At 72.1% G+C, this 21,907-nt stretch carries 18 protein-coding genes; 3 read left to right on the forward strand and 15 right to left on the reverse strand.

From position 1 onward, the window contains the following. Positions 1-82: 82 nt before the first annotated feature. The 7 genes from DVK44_RS08515 to DVK44_RS08545 form a co-directional block, all read right to left on the reverse strand. Positions 83-1,111 carry an ArsR/SmtB family transcription factor gene (locus tag DVK44_RS08515; RefSeq protein ID WP_114659098.1) on the reverse strand — a complete coding sequence of 343 codons (1,029 nt, stop codon included), beginning with the start codon at positions 1,109-1,111 and terminating at the stop codon, positions 83-85. A 470-nt stretch (positions 1,112-1,581) separates the two neighbouring features. Continuing rightward, positions 1,582-4,359 carry a pyruvate, phosphate dikinase gene (ppdK, locus tag DVK44_RS08520; RefSeq protein WP_114659099.1) on the reverse strand — a complete coding sequence of 926 codons (2,778 nt, stop codon included), beginning with the start codon at positions 4,357-4,359 and terminating at the stop codon, positions 1,582-1,584. A 286-nt stretch (positions 4,360-4,645) separates the two neighbouring features. Beyond that, the gene (locus DVK44_RS08525; protein WP_114659100.1) at positions 4,646-5,380 is read right to left on the reverse strand and encodes an HAD family hydrolase; all 735 of its coding nucleotides are present in this window, start codon (positions 5,378-5,380) and stop codon (positions 4,646-4,648) included. Then, positions 5,377-6,480: an ABC transporter ATP-binding protein gene (locus DVK44_RS08530; protein WP_114659101.1), complete on the reverse strand. Its 1,104-nt coding sequence runs from the start codon at positions 6,478-6,480 to the stop codon at positions 5,377-5,379. The genes DVK44_RS08525 and DVK44_RS08530 overlap by 4 nt, the downstream gene beginning before the upstream one ends. A gap of 7 nt (positions 6,481-6,487) precedes the next feature. Further along, complete coding sequence (locus DVK44_RS08535) at positions 6,488-7,459, reverse strand: ABC transporter permease (RefSeq protein WP_114659102.1); 972 nt, start codon at positions 7,457-7,459, stop codon at positions 6,488-6,490. Continuing rightward, positions 7,447-8,397: an ABC transporter permease gene (locus DVK44_RS08540; RefSeq protein WP_114659103.1), complete on the reverse strand. Its 951-nt coding sequence runs from the start codon at positions 8,395-8,397 to the stop codon at positions 7,447-7,449. Before DVK44_RS08540 ends, DVK44_RS08535 begins: the two co-directional genes overlap by 13 nt. Next, positions 8,397-9,542: an ABC transporter substrate-binding protein gene (locus DVK44_RS08545; RefSeq protein ID WP_114664999.1), complete on the reverse strand. Its 1,146-nt coding sequence runs from the start codon at positions 9,540-9,542 to the stop codon at positions 8,397-8,399. Before DVK44_RS08545 ends, DVK44_RS08540 begins: the two co-directional genes overlap by 1 nt. Positions 9,543-9,884: 342 nt before the next feature. Between DVK44_RS08545 and DVK44_RS08550 the strand changes: the two genes are divergently transcribed. Continuing rightward, positions 9,885-10,664 (forward strand): GntR family transcriptional regulator, encoded by a 780-nt coding sequence (locus DVK44_RS08550; RefSeq protein WP_114659104.1) that lies wholly within the window; start codon positions 9,885-9,887, stop codon positions 10,662-10,664. Between the two features lie 37 nt (positions 10,665-10,701). On the opposite strand, the gene dusB is transcribed toward DVK44_RS08550, so the two are convergent. After that, positions 10,702-11,919 carry a tRNA dihydrouridine synthase DusB gene (gene dusB / locus DVK44_RS08555; RefSeq protein WP_114659105.1) on the reverse strand — a complete coding sequence of 406 codons (1,218 nt, stop codon included), beginning with the start codon at positions 11,917-11,919 and terminating at the stop codon, positions 10,702-10,704. A 53-nt stretch (positions 11,920-11,972) separates the two neighbouring features. Here dusB and DVK44_RS08560 point away from each other — a divergent pair, with 53 nt between their 5' ends. Further along, positions 11,973-13,535 (forward strand): MFS transporter, encoded by a 1,563-nt coding sequence (locus DVK44_RS08560; protein ID WP_114659106.1) that lies wholly within the window; start codon positions 11,973-11,975, stop codon positions 13,533-13,535. On the opposite strand, the gene DVK44_RS08565 is transcribed toward DVK44_RS08560, so the two are convergent. Further along, on the reverse strand, positions 13,481-14,437 hold the full coding sequence (locus DVK44_RS08565) for an MmyB family transcriptional regulator (RefSeq protein ID WP_114659107.1): 957 nt from the start codon (positions 14,435-14,437) through the stop codon (positions 13,481-13,483). The two genes, DVK44_RS08560 and DVK44_RS08565, sit on opposite strands and share 55 nt — an antisense overlap. Before the next feature lie 121 nt (positions 14,438-14,558). Between DVK44_RS08565 and DVK44_RS08570 the strand changes: the two genes are divergently transcribed. After that, positions 14,559-15,404, forward strand: coding sequence for an isocitrate lyase/PEP mutase family protein (locus tag DVK44_RS08570; protein WP_114659108.1), 846 nt, complete (start codon positions 14,559-14,561; stop codon positions 15,402-15,404). Between the two features lie 44 nt (positions 15,405-15,448). Here DVK44_RS08570 and DVK44_RS08575 read toward each other — a convergent pair whose 3' ends face one another. The 6 genes from DVK44_RS08575 to DVK44_RS08600 form a co-directional block, all read right to left on the reverse strand. Next, a complete protein-coding gene (locus DVK44_RS08575; RefSeq protein WP_114659109.1) occupies positions 15,449-16,507 on the reverse strand; it encodes a LacI family DNA-binding transcriptional regulator in 1,059 nt (352 codons plus the stop codon). 117 nt (positions 16,508-16,624) lie between these two features. Further along, a complete protein-coding gene (locus DVK44_RS08580) occupies positions 16,625-17,503 on the reverse strand; it encodes a phosphate ABC transporter ATP-binding protein (RefSeq protein WP_114659110.1) in 879 nt (292 codons plus the stop codon). A gap of 162 nt (positions 17,504-17,665) precedes the next feature. After that, positions 17,666-18,583: a sortase gene (locus DVK44_RS08585; RefSeq protein ID WP_114659111.1), complete on the reverse strand. Its 918-nt coding sequence runs from the start codon at positions 18,581-18,583 to the stop codon at positions 17,666-17,668. A 2-nt stretch (positions 18,584-18,585) separates the two neighbouring features. Beyond that, positions 18,586-19,914: an Ig-like domain repeat protein gene (locus DVK44_RS08590; RefSeq protein WP_114659112.1), complete on the reverse strand. Its 1,329-nt coding sequence runs from the start codon at positions 19,912-19,914 to the stop codon at positions 18,586-18,588. Further along, positions 19,911-20,831: a hypothetical protein gene (locus tag DVK44_RS08595; protein WP_114659113.1), complete on the reverse strand. Its 921-nt coding sequence runs from the start codon at positions 20,829-20,831 to the stop codon at positions 19,911-19,913. Before DVK44_RS08595 ends, DVK44_RS08590 begins: the two co-directional genes overlap by 4 nt. Positions 20,832-20,873: 42 nt before the next feature. Next, on the reverse strand, positions 20,874-21,869 hold the full coding sequence (locus DVK44_RS08600) for a substrate-binding domain-containing protein (protein WP_228447050.1): 996 nt from the start codon (positions 21,867-21,869) through the stop codon (positions 20,874-20,876). Positions 21,870-21,907: the final 38 nt, after the last annotated feature.

The following is a 21,907-nucleotide window of genomic DNA, read 5'->3' on the forward strand; positions in this document are numbered from 1 at the left end:
TAGAGGCGGTACGCACGTTCGTCAACGGAGCCGAACGAAGCAAACGGAAGTGGCACGTGCCGCCACGACCACGAGCGCGCCGTTACGGCCGCGAGGTCCCGTCGGCGTGGGCGCCGCCCCGTAACAGCGCGCCGCCCAGGGGGGTCAGGGTGTGCAGGACGGCGTTGCCGTAGCGGAGGGTGCTGATCAGGCCCGCCTCGCGCAGGACGCCGGCGTGCTGGCTGGCGGAGGCGAGCGACACTCCTGTCCTGCGGGCCAGTTCGCTGGTGGTGCAGCCGTGTTCGATGGCGCGCAGGACGGCCGAGCGGGTGTGGCCGACCAGCCGGCCGAGCGAGGGGCCCGCGCGCTCCGTGAGGGGGAGCGGCTCGGAGTGGGTGACGGGGTAGACGAGCACCGGTGCCAGCGCCGGATCGCGGTAGACGACCGGGGTGGTGCGGCAGAAGAACGACGGCTGGAGCAGCAGCCCCCGCCCGCCCAGCGACAGTTCGCGCTCGACGGGATAGTCCGCCTCCAGCACCTGGCCGCGCCAGCGCACCATCGGCGGCAGCGAGCAGAGCAGTTCGTCCGCGCCGCCGTCGAGCAGCGCCCGGCCGCGCAGCGCGCGGTCCGCCTCGACCCGGGCGCGGACATGTGCCCAGTACGGCTCGACGGCCGCCCGGTGGTACGTACGGATCACCTCGACCAGCCGGCCGAGGTGGCCCGGGCCGCTGTCGGCGAGCGTCGCCAGCCGGCCGCCCGGGTCCTGCCGCGCCGGGCGGGTGCCGTCCTTGCGTGCCGGACGGGCGCCGGACGCCCTCAGCAGCGCCAGCTCGCCCCGGATCCGGTCGGGCGCGGTGGCGCGCAGGGCATCGAGTCCGGCGTCGAGGCCGAGCCCTCCTTGACCGGGCGTCAGGAAATCCGGGAAATATCCGCGCTGCGGAACGAGCGCGGAGAGCAGGCTCGTTTCACCATTCAACCGGCTCCGTGCTTCCCTGCGCCATTCCCCATAGGCCAGCGGAGCACGCCGGTCTCTTATTCGATGAAAGCTCAGAATCGTTTCCCACAGCGGATCGGGACCGGCGGCCATCCGCACCCGCGCGAGATCCTTCTCCGTGAAATGAATACGCAGCATGAAATCCCCACCTGTTGCACAACCTGTTGCATCCGCAATCTCCCCAGCAATGAGTATGCATGCCATCACCCGCTGTTACCACGGTGTTTCAGCCACAGTTGAAACCCGTCGCGGAGGTGTGGCCGCAACGGAAATGCTGTACCTCGTCGGGCATGAAACCCGGGCGACCGAATAGGCGCAGTGAAGGCCGTGGGGGGCTTTGCTCGCTCGGCGGCGGTCGGTACGGGTGCGGCTCCATGCCCGGCTCGCTAATGGAGTGCGGTCGGTGGGTGGGGATCCGCCGGCCGCACTCCGCTCTACGTCTCCTCCGCTCTCCGCTCTACGTCTCCTCCGCTCTCCGTCTCCCGTCACCTCCCGCCACCTCGCGGTCTTCTCCCGCCCTCCCCCTTTTTTTCCATGACGAAGGGGTGGGCGCCTCCGCACAAGGCACCCACCCCTTCTCTCGCTGCGGCTCCGCCGTCCCGTAGGCGTTACCGCGAGTCGCTGCCTCCCGAACCCACCGCCGCGCGGCCCGCCTCCAGGCGGGCGACCGGGATACGGAAGGGTGAGCAGGAGACGTAGTCGAGGCCGACCTCGTGGAAGAAGTGCACGGACTCCGGGTCGCCGCCGTGCTCGCCGCAGACGCCCAGCTTCAGTCCGGGCCGGGTCGCGCGGCCCGCCTCGACGGCGCTGCGGACGAGCGCGCCCACACCGTCCCGGTCGATCGTCTCGAACGGGGAGACCCCGAAGATGCCCTTCTCCAGGTACGCCGTGAAGAAGCTGGCCTCCACGTCGTCCCGCGAGAAGCCCCAGACGGTCTGGGTGAGGTCGTTCGTGCCGAACGAGAAGAACTCGGCGGCCTCCGCGATCTGTCCGGCGGTGAGCGCGGCGCGCGGCAGCTCGATCATCGTGCCGAGCGCCAGCCGGAGTTCGGTGCCGGTGGCCCGTTCGACCTCGGCGATGACCCGCTCGGCCTCGTCGCGGACGATCTCCAGCTCCTGGACCGTACCGACCAGCGGGATCATGATCTCGGCGCGCGGGTCGCCCTTGGCGTTCAGCCGCTCGGCGGACGCCTCCGCGATGGCCCGTACCTGCATGGCGAAGAGGCCGGGGATGACGAGCCCGAGCCGGACCCCGCGCAGCCCGAGCATCGGGTTCTGCTCATGGAGCTTGTGGACGGCTTGGAGGAGCCGCAGATCGTTCTCGTTGTGGTCCTTGCGGGCCTCGGCGAGGGCGACCCGTACCGACAGTTCGGTGATGTCGGGCAGGAACTCGTGGAGCGGCGGGTCGAGCAGCCGGACCGTCACGGGCAGTCCGTCCATCGCCTCGAACAGCTCGATGAAGTCCTTCTTCTGGAGCGGCAGCAAGGCACTCAGTGCCGCCTCGCGCTCCTCGTCGGTGTCGGCCAGGATCAACTTCTCGACCATCGTGCGGCGTTCACCGAGGAACATGTGCTCCGTACGGCAGAGCCCGATGCCCTGGGCGCCGAAGCGGCGGGCGCGCAGGGCGTCCTCGGCGTTGTCGGCGTTGGCGCGCACCCGCAGCCGGCGGCGGCGGTCGGCGTACGCCATCATCCGGTGGACGGCCTCGACCAGTTCGTCGGCCTCGTCGGCGCCCGCGTGCATCCGGCCCTCGAAGTACTCCACGACGGGGGACGGTACGACCGGGACCTCACCGAGGTAGACCTTGCCGGTCGAGCCGTCGATGGAGACGGTGTCGCCCTCCTCGATGACCGTCGAACCCGCCGTCAGCCGGCGCGCCTTGGTGTCGACCTCCAGCTCCTCGGCGCCGCAGACACAGGTCTTGCCCATGCCGCGCGCGACCACGGCGGCGTGCGAGGTCTTGCCGCCGCGCGAGGTGAGGATGCCCTCGGCGGCGATCATGCCGTCGAGGTCGTCGGGGTTGGTCTCGCGGCGGATCAGGATGACCTTCTCGCCGGAGCGGGACCACTTGATGGCGGTGTACGAGTCGAAGACGGCCTTGCCGACGGCGGCGCCCGGCGAGGCCGCGATCCCGCGTCCGACCAGCTCACGCCTGGTGTTCTCGTCGAAGCGCGGGAACATCAGCTGGGCGAGCTGGGCGCCGTTGACCCGCCGGAGCGCCTCGGCCTCGTCGATCAGGCCCTGGTCGACCAGCTGGGTGGCGATCCGGAAGGCGGCGCCGGCGGTGCGCTTGCCGACCCGGGTCTGGAGCATCCAGAGCCGGCCGCGCTCGATGGTGAACTCGATGTCGCACAGGTCCCGGTAGTGCGTCTCCAGGGTCTCCATGATGGCGAGCAGCCGGTCGTACGACGTCTTGTCGATGCTCTCCAGCTCGCCGAGCGGCACGGTGTTGCGGATGCCCGCGACGACGTCCTCGCCCTGCGCGTTCTGGAGGTAGTCCCCGTAGACGCCCCGGTGGCCGCTCGCGGGGTCGCGGGTGAAGGCGACGCCCGTGCCCGAGTCCGGGCCGAGGTTGCCGAAGACCATGGAGCAGATGGTGACGGCGGTGCCGAGGTCGCCGGGGATGCGCTCCTGGCGGCGGTAGAGCTTGGCGCGGTCGGTGTTCCAGGATTCGAAGACGGAGCGGATCGCGAGGTCCATCTGTTCGCGCGGGTCCTGCGGGAAGTCGCGGCCGGCCTCGTCGGAGACGATCTTCTTGAAGCGCTTGACGAGTTTCCGCAGGTCGGAGACTTCCAGATCGACATCGGTGGCGGCGTTCCTGGCCTGCTTGGCCGCCTCCAGCGCGTCTTCGAAGAGGGCGCCGTCGACCCCGAGGACGGTTCTGCCGAACATCTGGATGAGCCGCCGGTACGAGTCCCAGGCGAAGCGCTCGTCACCGGCCTGGGCGGCGAGCCCGGCGACGGAGGTGTCCGAGAGACCGACGTTGAGGACGGTGTCCATCATGCCGGGCATGGAGAACTTGGCGCCGGAGCGTACGGAGACGAGCAGCGGGTCGTCGTCCTGGCCGAGCCGCTTGCCCATCCGCTGTTCGAGGGCGCCGAGATGCGCGCTCACCTCGTCGCGCAGGGCGCCCGGCTCCTTGCCGCTGCCGAGGTAGATGTTGCACGCCTCGGTGGTGATGGTGAAGCCGGGCGGGACCGGCAGCCCGAGGTTGGTCATCTCGGCGAGGTTCGCGCCCTTGCCGCCGAGCAGATGCTTCAGGTCCTTGTTGCCCTCGGTGAAGTCGTAGACGTACTTCTCGGCGGTGGCTGCGTGGAGATCGCTGTTTTCCGACACGGGTCCCGACTCCTCGATGACGCGGTGGCTGCCCTGACTGGCGAGGAACATACCCAGATCGAAGGCGCCTCGGCACGGTCACCCGGCGGCCTCGCCCCCGTCACCACCCGTCCGCCGATGGATCGAAAGGCGGTCACGGAAAGGCGGCCGGAACCCGCTTCCTTCACCCCTCGAAGCGGCCATGACCGACCCATGACAGAACGCGCTCAGATGAGCGGAGATAGTGACGTTTGAGTTTACGACTTGAACGCAGAAGGGGTGGCACCCCGTGCCACCCCTTCTGGAGATGCAGCCGCGTACAGCCGCCAATGATCCGCTCATCTGAGCCGACACCACATCAAACGTGGCGAGAATCACGCCCTCGTGCCACTCCTCCGGCGCACTCCCGCAGCACCCCGAGATCCACGTCTTCCAGGCTCTTCACGACATACCGCCCGGCTCCGGGACCCACCGGCAGCAGCGAGGGGACCACCAGCACCGGGCACCCGGCCGCCTCGGCGGACGCGGTGCCGTCCGGCGAGTCCTCCACCGCGACACACGCGCCGGGCGCGGCACCGAACCGCTCGGCCGCCGCGCGGTACGGATCGGGGTGCGGCTTGGTCCGTACGGTGTCATCGGCCGAGAGCGTGAAGGCGAACGGGACATCGGCCAGCGAACCGCCGACCACGGAGTCCACCACGCTCCGGGGCGAGGCGCTGACCAGCGCGAACGGCACCCGCGCCCGCTCCAGCTCGGCCAGCAGCCGACGCGCGCCGGGCCGGGGCGGGGCGCCTGCGGCCACCCGGCGGAAGAACGACTCCGTCAGCTCGGCCGCCACCTTCTGCGCGTGGGCCTCGTACGGCACGCCCGTGACGCGGATCAGATGAGCGGCGGTGTCGGCGACCGCCCGGCCGACGACCTCCGGCGCGTCCGCGTCGGTGAGCCGGTGGCCGAGCGCGGCGGCGATCTCGTCGGCCGTCTCCCACCAGAGCACCTCGGTGTCCACGAGGGTGCCGTCCATGTCGAAGAGGACGGCGACGGGACCGGCGGAGGAGTCGGCCGTGAAATCGGCCGGGGTCAGAGGCTCACTCATGCGGCGGCGCCCGTCGCGGTCCCCGTCGTGGTCCCCGTCGCCGGGACGACGAGCACCGGGCGGTGCGCCGGTGCCACCGTCGCCCGTACGCCCGGCAGCAGCGCGCCGGCGTCCCGCGACGGTACGTCGGAGTGCACCGTGCCGCCGCCGGGCAGATCCAGCAGCACACGTGTGACCGAGCCGAAGAAGGAGGCGGAGACGACCGTGGCCGTCCCCTCCGGGTCGGCGGTGGCGGTGATGTTCTCGGGCCGGATCAGCACCTCCAGGTCACCGCCTTCCGGAATCCCGCCGTCCACCGGCAGCGCGACCCCGGCGACCTCGATCCGGCCGCCGTCCGCGCGCCGGGCGGGCAGCCGGTTCATCGTGCCGACGAACTCGGCGACGAAGGGGGTGGCGGGCCGCTCGTACAGTTCGGCGGGCGGTGCGCACTGTTCGAGCCGGCCCGCGTTGAGCACGGCCACCCGGTCGGCCATGGAGAGCGCCTCCTCCTGGTCGTGCGTCACGAAGACGGTCGTGATCCCCAGCGAGAGCTGGAGCCGCCGGATCTCCTCGCGCAGCGTCAGCCGTACCTTGGCGTCGAGCGCCGACAGCGGCTCGTCGAGCAGCAGGACGCGCGGCTCCAGCGCCAGCGCGCGGGCCAGCGCCACACGCTGCTGCTGGCCGCCGGACATCTGGTGCGGGAAGCGTCCGCCGTGCTCGGGCAGGCCGACCAGTTCGAGGAGTTCGGCCGCGCGGGCGTGCCGCTCGGCGGCCGGCATCTTCCGTACGCGCAGCCCGAAGGCCACGTTGTCGCGGGCGTTGAGGTGCGGGAAGAGGCTGTACGACTGGAAGACCATCCCGGCGTCGCGGCGGTTGGCCGGGACCCGGGTGATGTCCTCGCCGTCCACCAGCACCTCGCCCGCGTCCGGCTGTTCGAAGCCCGCGAGGACCCGCAGCGCGGTGGTCTTGCCGCAGCCGGAGGGGCCGAGCAGGGCGAGCAGTTCGCCGGGGCGGGCGGTCAGGTCGAGGCCGTCGAGCGCGACGGTCGGGCCGAAGGCACGGCGCAGCCCGCGGAATTCGACGAGGGCGCCGGTGGCCGTCGCCGTGGGGGTGGGTGACATGGGGCGGCTACTCCTTGCCGGAGGCGGAGGCAGAGGCGGAGGGGACAGCGGAGGCGGACGGGACGGCCGAGGCCGACGGGACCGAGCCCGTGGTGGCGGCGCCACGGGTGCCGGCCCGGGACAGGACCAGCAGCAGCCCCCATGTGATCAGCAGGCTGAGCAGGGACACCGCGACCGACATCCGCGCCTCGGCGCCCGAGACGGACACGATCCACACCGCGAAGGGCCGGAAGCCCAGCAGCGAGGCGATCGTGTACTCCCCCAGCACCAGCGCCAGCGTCAGGAACGACGCGCCGGCCAGCGAGGAGCGCAGATTCGGCAGGATGACCCGCCACACGGTGTAGAGCGGGCCGGCCCCGCAGTTGCGCGCGGCCTCCACCAGGGTCGGTACGTCGACGGCGCGCAGCCCCGCGTCCAGCGAGCGGTAGACGAACGGCAGCGCGAGCACCGTGTAGGCGAGGACGAGGACAATCGGGAACGACTCGTCCTGCACGGCCAGGAAGGTCTGGTAGAACGGCGTCCGCGACAGATGGTCGGGCCCCCAGCGCAGCACGGTGGTGACCCCGGTGACCAGCGCGATCGGCGGCACCACCAGCGGCAGCATGCAGACGACCTCGACAACGGGCCGCAGCCGGGGCGCCCCGAGCCGTACCGCCAGCAGCGCCGGCACGGTGAGCAGCAGGGAGAGCGCGATGGTCGCGGCGGCCAGTCCCAGCGACAGCAGCAGGCTCCGGCCGAAGCCGTCGGCGCTCAGGATCCCGGTGTACGCGGCGAACGAGACGCCCTGGTTCGGGATATGGACCGTGAACACGAACGACGACAGCAGCGGTACGACGAAGTAGAGCCCGGCCAGGGTCAGTACGACGCCCCGCCAGACCCGCGGCCGGCGCCGGGCCCCGGCCCCGGCCGTCCCCCGGGCCTCCGGGCGCCCCGCCGGTCCCGGCCGGGCGGGAGCGGCGGTGGGGGTCAGTGCAGCCATCGGGAACTCCGTCGCTGGAGGGGCAGATAGACCGCCATGACAAGCCCGGCGATCACGATCATGTCGAGGCTCAGCGCGAGCGCCACGTTCTCCTGCCCGACCAGTACGTTGCCGGAGAGCGCGTCCGCGATCTTCAGCGTGACCAGCGGGACGGAGCCGCCGACCAGCGCGGCGGCGGTGGCGTGCGCGGCGAAGGCGCTGCCGAAGAGCAGGACGAATCCGCCGAGCAGCGAGGGCGCGAGGACCGGGAGTCCGACATGGCGCCAGAACTGCCAGGCGGTGGCCCCCGCGTTCTGGGCGGCCTCCCGCCACTGCGGGCGCAGCCCGTCCAGCGCCGGGAGGATGACCAGCACCATCAGCGGCACCAGGAAGTAGAGGTAGATGACGGCGAGTCCGGTGAAGGAGTAGAGGTTCCAGCCGAGGCTGTCGAGGCGCCCGAGGCGGGTGACGACACCGGAGATGCCGAGGGTGGCGACGAACGCGAACGCGAGGGGGATCCCGCCGAAGTTGGCGAGCACCCCGGAGGCCGTGAGGACGGCCGTACGCAGCGCCCCGCCGCGCGCGGTGACGACGGCCTGGGCGATCAGGACGCCGAGGACCGTACCGATGAGCGCGGTCAGCGCGGAGAGCTGGACGCTGCCGACGAGCGAGCCGAGGTAGGGGCCCTGAAGGGAGCGCTGGAGATGCTCGCCGGTCAGGGCGGTGGCGCCGGTCGCCGGGTCGTCGCGGGTGACCGCCCCGTACAGCAGGGCGCCGACGGGCAGTCCGAAGCCGATCGCGGCGAAGACCAGCAGTGGCAGGGCGCCGAGCCAGCCGGGCGCCTTCCGGCCCCGGGTGCCCCGAGTGCCCGGGGCGGCCGGGGCGCCGTTGGCCGCGCCCGGTCGCCCGGCCGTGCCCCGGCGCCCGGCCGCCGCCGTCGTGGGAGGGAGCGCTGTCATCAGGAGACGGCCTTGTCCCAGTTCGCGGCGAGGTCGGCGTTGGCCTTGTCCAGCTCTTCCGAGGTCGGGAAGGTCGGGGTGCCGGAGACCTCGGGGAGCTTGCTGACGAAGGTCTTGTCGGCGGTGCCGTCGGCGGTCATGGCGGGCAGCAGCACGGGACGCGCGTACCCCTTGAGCCAGAGGTTCTGGCCCTCGGCGCTGTAGAGGAACTCCATCCAGAGGCGGGCGGCGGCCGGGTGGGGCGCGTCCTTGTTGATCGCCTGCGAGTAGTACTGCGCGTAGACGCCGTCGCTCGGGACGGAGACCTTCCAGTCGACGCCCTTGCCCTTGAACTGGTCGGCGTACCCGGCGTTCAGGTAGTCCCAGTCGATGCTGATGGGCGTCTCGCCCTTCTCGATGGTCGCCGGGGTGGATTCGACGGGGATGAAGTTGCCGTTCTTCTTCAGCTTGCCGAAGAAGTCGATGCCCGGCTGGATGTCGCCGAAGGAGCCCTTGTTGGCGAGGGAGGCCGCGAACACGCCACCGAAGGCCGAACCGGCCTTGGTGGGATTTCCGTTGAGCGCGACCTTGCCCTTGTACTCGGGCTTGAGGAGATCCGCGAAGGTCTCCGGGCAGTTCTTGATCCGGGCGGCGTCGCAGCCGATCGAGACATAGCCGCCGTAGTCGTTGAAGTAGAGGCCGTCCTTGTCCTTCTGGGACTCCGGGATCTTGTCCCACGCCTCGACCTTGTACGGCGCGAAGAGGTTCTCGGCGGCGCCGCTGCGGGCGAAGGAGATACCGAGGTCGAGTACGTCGGGGGCGCGCTTCTGGCCCTTGCGGGACTTGACGGCGGAGATCTCGTCGGAGCTGGAGGCGTCGGGGTTCTCGACGGCGACCTTGACCTTGTACTTGGCCTCGAACGCCTTGATGACCTCGCCGTAGTTGGCCCAGTCCGGCGGCAGGGCGATCGCGTTGAGCGTGCCCTCCTTCTCGGCGGCGGTGACAAGCGCGTCGAGACCGCCGAAGTCGGCGGCGGAGGCCGCGGAGGCGGCCTTGTCGGCAGCGGGGTCCTTGTCCGGCGCGGCGCCGCAGGCGGACAGCGCGGTGAGCGCGGCCGTGGAGAGCGCGACGGCGGCGACGAGACGGGGAAGGGGCTTTCGGGGCAGGGGCTGTCGGGTCACTCGGTGTCTCCCGGAGACGAGGAAGTGAGAAACTTGTTCATACAAGCTGGCATCAGTTCGCCCGACTCAGGTGTCCGGTCAGTTAACGCCTGATGTACGTCACCACGCGGCCGGGAGAAGACAAAGCGCCCGCAACCCCCTGATCAGCGCGGCGAGTTGGAGCGTATCCACGATCCACAGGGCGTACAAGAGGAACTACAACGCGTTCCGGCAACCGAAGGCCCGTGGGGCGGGAGGGAAAGGCGCGCCATCGACGGTTCGGCCCACCTGTGCACAGTGCAGGGCGTGAGCGAGGATGGGGCGCATGAGCGACGCAAGGGGGCCCGGGTGAGCGGGGCACGCTATCTGGAGATCGCGGAGGCGCTGCGCGCGGCGATCCTGGGCGGCGAGTACCCGGTGGGCGCCCTGCTGCCCTCGGAGAGCGATCTCGCCGCCCGCTGGTCCGTCTCGCGCGGCACGGTGCGCCAGGCCGTGGGGCTGCTCGCCTCGGACGGGCTGATCGGCTCCCGCCAGGGCGCGCGCCGGGTCGTGCTCCGGCGCGAGCTGCGGCACAGCTTCGAGCAGCTCAACAGCTTCGCCCAGTGGGGCCGGGCCATGGGCTGCGAGGTCGCGGGCCGGATCCTGGACCGTACGTCCAGGGCCGCGACGGCGGAGGAGGCGGCCCGGCTCGGGGTCGCCCCCGGCAGCGAGGTGCTGTACGTGGTGCGGCTGCGGCTGCTCGACGGCGAGCCGGTGATGGTCGAGCGGACCGCGTACACGGACTGGGTCGCGCCCTTCGTGCGCGCGCTGCCCGACGATGTGGTGTCGATCATGAACAGCCTGGCCGAGGACGCGGGCGTCGTGGCGCACTACGGGGAGCACCTGATCGACGCGGTCCCGGCGGGCAGCGAGGACGCGCGGCTGCTCCAGGTCCGCCGGGGCAGCCCGCTGCTGCGCCAGCGCCATCTGACGAACACCGCGACGGGCCGGCCCATCGAGTGGACCGACGACCGCTACCGCGCGGGCAGCGTCGCCTTCAGCGTCAGCAACTCGGCGGCGGCGGCGCCGCTGTCACGGCACGCGGGCCCGGACGTGGCCCCGCCCCGGGGCGGCCGGGCGGCCGGCTGAACGGCGAGGTCAACCGGCCCGAAGTCTCCGGTGGCCGTCAGCCGCCCGAGGTGTCCAGCTCGGCGTCCGCGCCGATGCCCGCGCAGTCGTACGGGTCCTTCAGCCAGCCGTCCGGCAGCGCGACCCGGTTGTTCCCCGAGGTCCGCCCGCGCGGCCCGTCCGCGCCGTCCGGCCACGGCTGGTCCAGGTCCAGCCCGGCCATCAGCTCGTCGAACTGGTCCAGCGACGAGGTGATCGCGAGCTGCTTGCGCAGCGTCGAACCGACCGAGAAGCCCTTCAGGTACCAGGCCACGTGCTTACGGAAGTCGATCACGCCCCGGGTCTCGTCCCCGATCCACTCCCCCAGCAGCTGCGCGTGGCGCCGCATGACCCCGGCGACCTCGCGCAGGGTCGGCGCCGCGACCGTACCCGTACCCTCGAAGGCGGCCACCAGATCGCCGAAGAGCCAGGGCCGCCCCAGGCAGCCGCGCCCCACGACGACGCCGTCGCAGCCCGTCTCGCGCACCATCCGCAGGGCGTCGCCGGCCGACCAGATGTCGCCGTTCCCGAGCACCGGGATCTCCGGGACATGCTCCTTGAGCCGCGCGATCGCGTCCCAGTCGGCGGTGCCGCCGTAGTGCTGGGCGGCGGTCCTGCCGTGCAGCGCGATGGCCGTCACGCCCTCCTCGACCGCGATCCGGCCGGCGTCGAGGAAGGTGAGGTGGTCGTCGTCGATGCCCTTGCGCATCTTCATCGTGACCGGCAGCTCCCCGGCGTTCGCCACGGCCTCGCGCAGGATCGCCCGCAGCAGGGGCCGCTTGTACGGGAGCGCGGAGCCGCCGCCCCGGCGGGTGACCTTGGGCACCGGGCAGCCGAAGTTGAGGTCGATGTGGTCCGCGAGATCCTCGTCCACGATCATGCGGACGGCCTTGCCGACGGTGACGGGATCGACTCCGTACAGCTGGATGGAGCGGGGCGTCTCGGTCGCGTCGAAGTGGATGAGCTGCATGGTCTTCTCATTGCGCTCGACCAGCGCCCGCGTGGTGATCATCTCGCTGACGAACAGCCCCTTACCTCCGCTGGCGTTGTCCATCGGGGGACGCCCCCCGAACCCCCGCGCGCCTTCGGCGAACTCCCTGCACAAGGTCCGGAAGGGAGCGTTCGTGATCCCGGCCATGGGCGCGAGCACCACCGGCGGCTGGACGGTGTACGGGCCGATGGCGAGCGGGGCGGCCGGGAGTGTGGCCGGAGGCGCGGCCTGGAGCTGAGCGGTCATTCGGCCATTGTCCCTCACACGGGAACTTGTTAGTTAGACGTACTATCGACGACATGCACGAACTGAGCAACCGGCGCAAAACGCTGGTGCTGGCCATCTGCTGTCTGAGTCTTCTGATTGTCAGCTTGGACAACACGATCCTCAATGTCGCCCTGCCCTCCATGCAGAGAGAGCTGCACGCCTCCGTCTCCGGGCTCCAGTGGACGATCGACGCGTACACCCTCGTGCTCGCCTCCCTGCTGATGCTCTCGGGCTCGACGGCCGACCGGATCGGCCGGCGCCGGGTGTTCCAGACCGGTCTGGTGCTCTTCACGCTCGGCTCGGCGCTCTGCTCGATCGCGCCGAACCTGGAGTCGCTGGTCGCCTTCCGGATGGTGCAGGCCATAGGCGGTTCGATGCTCAATCCCGTCGCGATGTCGATCATCACCAACACCTTCACCGGGCCGCGCGAGCGGGCCCGCGCCATCGGTGTCTGGGGCGCGGTGGTGGGCATCTCGATGGCGGCGGGCCCGCTGATCGGCGGGCTGCTGGTGGACTCGGTCGGCTGGCGGTCGATCTTCTGGATCAATCTGCCGATCGGCGCCGTCGCCCTGCTGCTGACCTGGCGGTACGTCCCCGAATCGCGCGCCCCGAAGCCGCGCAGGCCCGACCCCGTGGGACAGCTGCTGGTGATCGGCGTCCTCGGCGCGCTGACGTACGCGATCATCGAGGCGCCCTCGGCGGGCTGGACCTCGCCGCTGATCGTGTCGTTCGCCGCCGTCTCGGCGCTCTCGCTGGCCGGACTGGTGCTGTACGAGCCCAGGCGCGCGGAGCCGCTGATCGATCTGCGGTTCTTCCGGAGCGCCCCGTTCAGCGGCGCGACCGTGATCGCGGTGTGCGCGTTCGCCGCGCTGGGCGGGTTCCTCTTCCTCAATACGCTCTATCTTCAGAACGTCCGGGGCTTCTCCGCGCTCCACGCCGGGCTCTACATGCTCCCGATGGCCGCCATGACCTTCTTCTGCGCGCCGCTGTCGGGGCGGCTGATCGGCAGCCGGGGGCCCCGGCTGCCGCTGCTGATCGCCGGGGCCGGGATGACGGCGAGCGGGCTGCTCTTCGCCGTGTTCGACGCGGAGCGGACCACGGCGCTGCTGTTCACCGGGTATGTGCTGTTCGGCATCGGGTTCGGCATGGTCAACGCGCCCATCACCAACACCGCCGTCTCCGGGATGCCGCGCTCCCAGGCGGGGGTGGCGGCGGCCGTCGCGTCCACCAGCCGGCAGATCGGGCAGACGCTGGGGGTCGCGGTGATCGGCGCGGTGCTGGCGGGCGGGCTGGCGGGGGCGGCGGGCTCGGCGGCGTACGGGCACGGGTTCGCGGACGTGAGCCGCGCGGCCTGGTGGATCATCACGGCGTGCGGCGCGTGCGTCCTGCTGGTCGGCCTGCTGACCAGCGGTTCCTGGGCGCGCGGTACGGCGCTGCGGACGGCGGAGCGTCTGGAGCCGGCCGCCGTCGGCGCGGGTCCGCGCGCCACAGAGGACCGGCCCGCCGAGGACCGGCCCACCGAGGGCCGGTCCGGGGCGGCTCAGACCAGGGCGGCGGCCTCCGACGCGGACCGGGATCCGGGCGCGGGCTCCTGACCCCGGGCGGGCCCGGCGGACGCCGCCTCCGGCCCCGGCACCGACTCCTGGAGCCGTACCAGCCGGCGCCGGGAATCCTCGTCCACCGGCACATAGCTCACGAGCCGGGGCCCGGACGCGGGGCCCAGCCAGAGGTTGGTGTGCGCCAGATTGAGCTGCCCGACCCGGGAGTTGACGAATCGCTTCGTCCGGTCCCCGACAGGCGCGACCACCTCGTGCCGCTCCCAGATCTCCCGGAACTCGGGCGACGCCGCGAGCAGCCGTCCGAGCAGCGTCTTCCACGGCGGCTCGGCGAGATGCTCGGCCATGGAGGCACGGAACTTGGCCACCATGATCCGGCAGGTCTCGTCGCGGTTGCCGAGCGAGGCCCGCCATCCGTCGTGGGTGAAGGCCAGCCACAGACAGTTGCGGTCCTCGGGCGGCAGCGCGTCCAGATCGCACATGAGCACCCGGTACGTGCTGTTGTACGCGAGGATGTCGTACCGGCTGTTCTGCACACAGGACGGGAACGGCTCCAGCCGCTCCAGCATCTGCCGCAGCGCGGGCGTGATGGTGGGGCAGGGCGTCCCGGGGGCCGGATCGGCGGTCGCCGCGAGGGCGAAGAGATGGTGGCGCTCCCCGGCGTCGAGCAGCAGCGCCCTGGCCAGCGCGTCCAGCACCTGCGCGGACACCTGGATGGGCCGGGCCTGCTCCAGCCACGTGTACCAGGTCACCCCGACGGCCGACAGCTGGGCGACCTCCTCACGCCGCAGTCCCGGCGTACGCCGACGTCTGCCCCGGTCCAGCCCCACCTGCTCGGGTGTGATGCGCTCGCGGCGGCTGCGCAGGAAACCCGCCAGCTCGTGCCGCCGCATCTCCGTCTCCTGGCCCGCCGTCGTACCGGGCCCCGCGGAAGTACTCATCCCTCCAGGGTGCCGCAGCGCCGACACCATTACCAGGTACGCCCGGTACCCGGATCGCGGCGGCGGCGAGCGGCGGAAATCCACTGGCCCCGAGGGCATCACCGCTGGTGAAGTGGGTGCCATGAGCACACTCAAGGACCGGGCACTGCTCCTGGGCGCCCTGCACGTCCCCGGGAAGCCCCTCGTCCTGCCCAACGCCTGGGACGCGGCCTCGGCCCGGCTCGCGGAGGAGGCCGGCGCCGCCGCCGTCGCCACCACCAGCGCCGGAGTGTCCTGGACGCTCGGGTACGGCGACGGGGACCGGCTCGACCGGGCGACCGCGCTGGCGGCGGTGGCGCGGATCGCCGCCGCCGTCCGGGTCCCGGTCACCGCCGACATCGAGAGCGGCTACGGCGCCACCCCGGCGGAGGTGGCCGACACCGTACGGGGTGTGCTGGACGCCGGGGCCGTCGGCGTCAACCTGGAGGACACACTGCGCACCGGCGACGGGCCGCTGCGGCCCGTCGCCGAGCAGGCCGCGCGGATCGCCGCCGCGCGCGCCGCCGCCGACGCCGCCGGGGTGCCGCTGTTCCTCAACGCCCGGATCGACACGCACCGGCTGCCGTCCGGGGACCTGGCCGCCCGGATCGCGGAGACGCTGGCCAGGGCCGCCGCGTACCGGGCGGCGGGCGCGGACGGGGTGTTCGTGCTCGGCGCCTTCGACCGGGCGGCCGTATCGGCCCTGGTGGACGGGGTCGAGGCGCCGCTCAACCTGCTCGCGGGGCCCGGCTCGCTGCCCGTGTCCGTACTGGCGGAGCTGGGGGTGGCCAGGATCAGCGCCGGCTCCTCGATCGCCGAGGCCGCGTACGGCCTGGCCGCGCGCGCCGCCCGCGAGCTGCTCACCGACGGTACGTACACGGCCCTCGACGGCCGGCTCGACTACGGCGCGTTCAACGCGCTGATGCTCGACCGTACGGCGGCGGCCTGAGCATTGCGCCCCGGCCGCCCTCATCACGCCCGGTCAGCGCCCGCTCAGCGCCCGCTCACGCCGCCGCCGCTGCTGTCCCGTACCACCAGCTCGGGCGTCAGCAGGACCTGCTCCGGCTCCGCCGCCGGGTCCTTGATCCGGGCGAGCAGCAGCCGCGTACAGCTGCGGCCCGCCTCCTCCAGCGGCTGGCGGACGGTGGAGAGCGCCGGGGCGAGCATCGCGGCGGCGGCCGAGTCGTCGAAGCCGACGACCGCGACGTCCCGCCCCGGTGTCCGCCCGCTGTCGAGCAGCGCCCGGTAGCAGCCGAGGGCGAGGGTGTCGCTCGCCGTGACGACGGCGGTGACGCCCCGGTCCAGCAGCGGGCCGATCGCCTCGCGCGCGGCCTCCACGTCGTCGCGGGAGGCGGCCCGCAGCCCGCGTACCGGCAGCGCGTGCCGGGCCATCGCCTCCCGCCAGCCGCGCGCCCGGTCGTCGCCGGTGCCGGAGCCCCGGGGCCAGCCGAGGAAGGCGATCCTGCGGTGGCCGAGGGCGGCGAGGTGGTCCACCGCGGCCCCGGTCCCGTGCGCGCCGTCGACGTCCACCCAGTCCCCCTGCTCCCGGGCCGCCCAGGGGCGGCCGAAGGAGACGAAGGGGATGTCCCGCTTGCGCAGCCAGTCGGGGCGGGGGTCGCCCCGGTAGGTGTTGCCGATGACGAACGCGTCCACCGACCGTTCTCGTAACAGCTCGGCGTAGCAGTCGGGTTCGTCCTTGACGGCGGCGGGCACGGCGAAGAGCAGCACGCGGTAGCCGGCCCGGTGGGCGGAGTCCGAGAGCGCGTGCAGGAAGTGCTCCATCACCGGCCGGGCGACCCCGTCGGGCGTGGGCTGGACCCCGTAGCCGATCAGCAGGCTCGACCGGGTGCGCAGCAGGCGCGCGGCCTGGTGGGGCCGGTAGTCCAGCTCGGTTATCGCCCGGCGCACCCGCTCCAGGGTCTCGGTGGCCAGCAGTTCGGGCGAGTTGAGCGCGTTGGACACCGTCTGGGGTGACACCCCGGCCCGTTGGGCGACCAGGGCGAGCGTCGGCGGCCGGTCGCGCCCGCCGCCCGACGGTGTCGTACGTGCCATCTCATCGCCTCCGTCTTCGGCGCCAAAACAGCGCCTTCGAGGAACGATAAGATCATTTTCGATCGTGCGGCACCGGATTTCGGACAGGAACGCTACCCGGCCGCTGCCCTTTTGGCCTTATCCGAAGCGTCCATTGACATAGTCGGCGGTACGGGAATCGGCCGGTTCGGCGAACATCGCGTCCGTCGGGCCGTGTTCGACGATGCCTCCGGGGGTGCCCTGTTCGGCGAGGAAGAAGGCGCAGCGGTCGGAGACCCGGGCCGCCTGCTGCATGTTGTGCGTGACGATGACGACCGTGACCTCGCCGGCCAGTTCCTTGATCGTCTCCTCGACCCGCCGGGTGGAGGTCGGGTCGAGGGCCGAGCACGGCTCGTCCATGAGCAGCACCTGCGGCCGGACCGCCAGGGAGCGGGCGATGCAGAGCCGCTGCTGCTGGCCGCCGGAGAGCGCGCCGCCGGGCTGGCGGAGCCGGTCGCGGACCTCGTTCCAGAGCCCGGCCTTGGTCAGACAGTGCTCGACCAGATCGTCCTTGGTGTCCCGGCCGGCCCGGACGCCGGTCAGCTTCAGCCCGGCGGTCACATTGTCGTACACGGACATGGCGGGGAACGGGTTCGGCTTCTGGAAGACCATGCCGATGTGCCGGCGGGCATCGGTCAGCCGGCGCTCGGGGGCGTAGATGTCCTGGCCGCTGAGGAGCACCTCACCGGCGAGCGAGGCGGCGGGGTTGAGTTCGTGCATCCGGTTGAGGATCCGGAGGAAGGTGGACTTTCCGCAGCCGGAGGGGCCGATCAGGGCCGTGACCCGGCCGGCCGGCATCGTCAGCGACACCCGGTCGAGGACCTTGTGGTCACCGAACCAGGCCGAGACCGCGCGGGCCTCCAACTCGGCGGCGGTGCCGTCACCGGGCGCCGGAGCCACGCCCTGGGTCCGGGCCTGCGCCTGGGGCGCTGCTTCCGTCGTGGGAAGGCGGAGGGTGTCGGCGGGAGAGGCGGTCATGTCACGTCCTTTCAGAAGGAATCAGCAGGAATACGGAAGAGAAGCGGCGGGCGGGAGGGGATAAGGCGCGGAGGGTCTCCCGGTACGGAACCGGGCGCCGCAACCGGAACCGGAACCCGGCGCCGGAAACGGCGTCAGAACCGGAACCGGAACCCCCCGGCCTCACAGCAGATTCGGCAGCAGCTCCGCCGCCCGGTCCGCCACGACAAACCCCAGCGCGCCCAGCACCGGTACGCCGATGACCCATGCCTCCCGCCGGCCCGACCGTGCCCGTACCCAGGCCAGGGCCGCGCCCGCGAGCAGCAGCAGCTGCCCCCAGAGGACCAGTGACAGCCACGCCGACTCCATGCCCGCCATCGGCTTCTCGTCGCCGGGCAGGGTGCCCGCCGAGTACAGCGGCGCGGCGGCCGGCTGGGCCGCCGAGACCAGGTCCGCGTCGACGCGCAGCAGCCCGCCGGGGAGGAAGGGCCGGCCCGCCCCGGTGATCAGGGTGAGCCGTCCGGCGCCGGCGGCGAGGACGGGCGGCTGCGGATCGCCGGCCCGCCGTACCCCGCTGACCTTGTAGGTGTGCTTGCCCTGGCCGGTGGTGACGGTGATCTCGTCACCGGCGCGCAGCTCGTCGAGGTGCGCGAAGGGCCCGCCGTACGCGGCCTGCCGGCCCATCACCAGGCTGACCCCGGGCTGCCCCGGCAGGACGGTGTCGCGGCGGTGTCCGGGGGCCGAGGTGAGCACCTCCGAGGTGGTGCCCTCCGCGATGACCTCCCGCAGTCCGAGCGTACGGATCTCCAGCAGACCGACGGGCGCCCCGAGGGCGAGCTGCTCGCCCTCCAGGGTGCGCGGGCCGACCGGGGCCGTCGCGTTGGCCAGTTGTTCGCGCAGGGCGGCGTGCGCCACCTGCTGGTCGCGGCCGTGCCGGAGGTCGCCGAGCGGCCCCAGATTCGCGACGAATCCGAGCAGCAGGGCGGCCAGGATGCTGAGCGCCGCGCCGGTGGCGCGCAACGCCGGGCCGGCCGGGCGCTGGGAGGGCGCCCGGCCGGCCCGTGGGGCGCTGGGTGCGCGCTCCAGGGTTCTCGCGTTCAACGTCAGCTCACCTTGACCGGCTTGGTGGTGCCGGTGCCGTTGGCGTATCCGGCGCGCTTGGCGGTGACGGTCACGGTGATCTTGCGGCCCTTGTCCGCCTTGGCCGCCGTGTAGGTCGGCTTGGTGGCGTTCTTGATGGCCTTTCCGTCCCGCTTCCAGACGTAGCCGTACGAGGTGGCGGCCGGTGTCCAGGTGCCCGCCTTCGCGGTGAGCTTCTTGCCCACCTTGGCGGTGCCGGTGATCACCGGGGCCTTGGTGGCCTTGAGGGCCGGGCCCGTGGCGACCGTGACGGCCGGGCTGGTCGCCGGTGTGGAGCCGCCGGCGTTCGTGCCGGTCGCGCGGCAGGAGACCTTGTGCGTACGGTCGGCGGCGTCGAGCACCCGGGTGCGGGCGGTGGCGCCGCCGATCGCCTTGGCGTCGCGCAGCCACTGGTACGCGACGGAGGTGGCGCCGCCGAAGGTGACGTCGCAGCTCACCTTGGAGCCGACCTTGGCGGTGCCGGTCACCTTGGGCTTCGAGGTGACCGACGGCGCGCGGACCGTGACCTTGAGGGAGACGGCGGACGAGGTCGAGCCCGTGAACTCGGCGGGCTCGGCCGGGGTGAACTGGGCCTTCAGCGCGTGGGTGCCGGCCTTGAGGGCCGTGGTGGCGAGGGACGCCGTACCGCCGGAGACGGTGACCGGCGAGCCGAGCTGCGCGGTGCCGTCGAGGAACCGTACGGTGCCGGCCGCCGTGGCGGGGGCGACCTTCGCGGTGAGCTTCACCGAGGTGCCCTCGGTGACCGGGCCCGCCGGGGCGGCGGTGAGCGACGCGGTGGTCGCCTGCGCCGGAGCGGTGTTCTGGTAGGTGGTGTCCGAGGTGAACCAGAGGGAGCCGGTGAAGTCGCCGTACGTGGTGTCGCCGAACGCCTTGCGGCACGTCACGGTGAAGTCGTAACGGCCCTCCAGCGTCTTGAACCCCGCCGTGCTGGCGTAGTCCCGCATGGTCTCCGTCAGCGGGACCTCGTAACCGGCCCCGGAGGTCGGGTAGATGCTGGTCTCGGAGTTGCCGACGACGTTCTGGCCCTCGGCGGGGAATCCCTTGCCGGCGACCTTGACGATCAGGTAGTCGGCCACCTCCGGGCAGCTGCCGGAGGTGGTCAGGGCGACGGACGAGGTGTCCGTGCCGGTGGCGGGGGTCACGGCGAGGGTGCCGAGGGTGTCGGCGTGGGCCGTGGAGGCGCCGATCAGTACGGGACCCGCGATCACGACGGTGGCCGCCGTGGCGCAGGTCAGCAGCGCGGAGAGCAGCTTGCGCGGTGCTCGCGCCGCGGAGGAGATGAGCGGATTCACAGCTTCGCTCCGTTTCCGAAGGTGAGCAGATCACGGCGGCGGGCCCAGCGAACGGCGGCCGTGCCGGCGGCGATCAGTGCGAGGGAGCCGGCTCCGAAGATGCCGGCCTGGGCGCCGGTGTTGGCGAGGACACCCGAACCGCCGCCGCCCGTACCGGCGGAACCGGACGAGCCGCCGGTGGCACCGCCGTCGGCCGAACCGCCCGTCGTACCGCCGTCGGTGGAGCCGCCGGAGGTTCCCCCGGCCGGGTCGGACGGGTCCGAGGGGTCGCCGCTGTCGCTCGGCTCCGGGTCGTCGGAGGGCTCGGGCGAACCGCTCGGGTCGTCGCTCGGGTCGACGGAGTCGGACGGGGTGGGGTCGGACGGGGACGGGGAGCTGTCCGGGTCGTCCGTCGCGGAGGGGGAGGGCGAGGGGTCGGGGCTGCCCGACGGGTCGGGCCCGTCGGGGTTGGTCGTGGTGTAGGCGGTGTTCGACGTGAACCAGACGGCGCCGGTGAAGTCGCCGAGGCTGGTCTCGTCGAAGGCCGTGCGGCAGATGACGGTGAAGTCGTACCGGCCCTTGAGGGTGCTGAAGCCGGCGATGTTCGCGTAGTCGCGCATCGTCGACGACAGCGGGATGAACATGCCGCCGTCGGCGGTGGAGCTGTAGGTCTCGATCGGCGCGTTGCCGACGACGTTCTGGCCTTCGGCGGGGAAGCCGGTGCCCTTGACCGTCACGATGACGTACGAGGCGGTGTCCGGGCAGGCGCCGGACGTGGCGAAGTCGATCCCGCTCTCGTCCGTGCCGGTCTTCGGGGAGATGTCCAGGGTGCCGGACCCGGCCGCCTGGGCCGGGGAAACCGCCATCACACCGACCGCCAGGACGGCGGCGGCCGCGGCACTCGTGGCGAGTGCCCGCAGGGGGCTGCGCAGCAACACGGGGTCAAAGCTCCTTCGCATCGGTGACGATCCCGGCGGGGGTCACGGGGTCTGCTTGGTGGTGTCGCCGCAGTTCGGGCTGGTGGCGAAGCCGTACGTGTTGATGACGCCGGACTCCTTGCAGATCAGCGAGTTGGGGCCGGCGAAGACGGTGCTCCACGGGGCCGTGCCGATCTTGCTGGTCGGGATCACGTTGTAGACATCGCGCTTGATGCCGAAGTCGCTGTTGAGCGTGGTGGGGGTCTTGTTGTCGATCACACCGAGGAGCGCGCGGCCCCGGACATCGGCGACGGTCTGCGAACTCTGCGCCAGGTACTGGGCGATGGAGAACGGGACGATGGACTTGTCGTCCAGCACCCGGCCGTCGTGCTCCTGGACCGGCGTGCCGTTCTTCTTGTCGCTGATGCAGGGGTAGACACCCGCGACGACATCCGCCTCGGTGATGCCCACCTGGGACTGCCAGAAGCTGCGGGTGCCCGAACCGGCCTGCGGCAGCAGGACGTTGATCTTGAAGTTGGGGCCGGTCCCGACGAACGCCGGGTCGCAGTGGTAGATCGCCTTGAGGTCCGCGAGGGTGAGCTTGCGCGGCAGTGTGCTGGAGGGCGTGACCGCGTACGTCACCCCGTCGACACCGAACGGTACGTAGGTGAGACCGGGGGACGCGGCGCCCAGGCTCAGGCTGGAGGAGCGGGCGTAGTCGAGGCAGCCGTCCGCCGCCTGGAGGGAGTTGAGCAGCGCGGTGCGGCCGGCGCCCGAGCCGTTGGGCCGGGCCATGGCGCACTTGTTGTTGACGGCCGGGTCCTTGGTGGTGATCGTCGCGGAGCCGGTGGCGTTGTACGAGCCGAGCACCTTGGTGCCGTTGATGGTCACGACCTGCGACAGGCCGTTCATCACGTCCTGCGTGGTGTCGGAACCGACACCGGCGAGCTGGCGGTAGGCCGGCGTGCCGGACGGCTCGGCGGCGGCGACGGTGACGCCGACGGTGGCCGCGAGCAGGGCGGCGCCCGCGGTGGCGATCGCGATCTTCTTCTTGTTCACCTTCGTGTACCTCTCAGCTGGTGTGGTGCGGGGTCTGG

Origin of the sequence: Streptomyces paludis, assembly GCF_003344965.1 — a bacterium.
Classification (GTDB): domain Bacteria; phylum Actinomycetota; class Actinomycetes; order Streptomycetales; family Streptomycetaceae; genus Streptomyces; species Streptomyces paludis.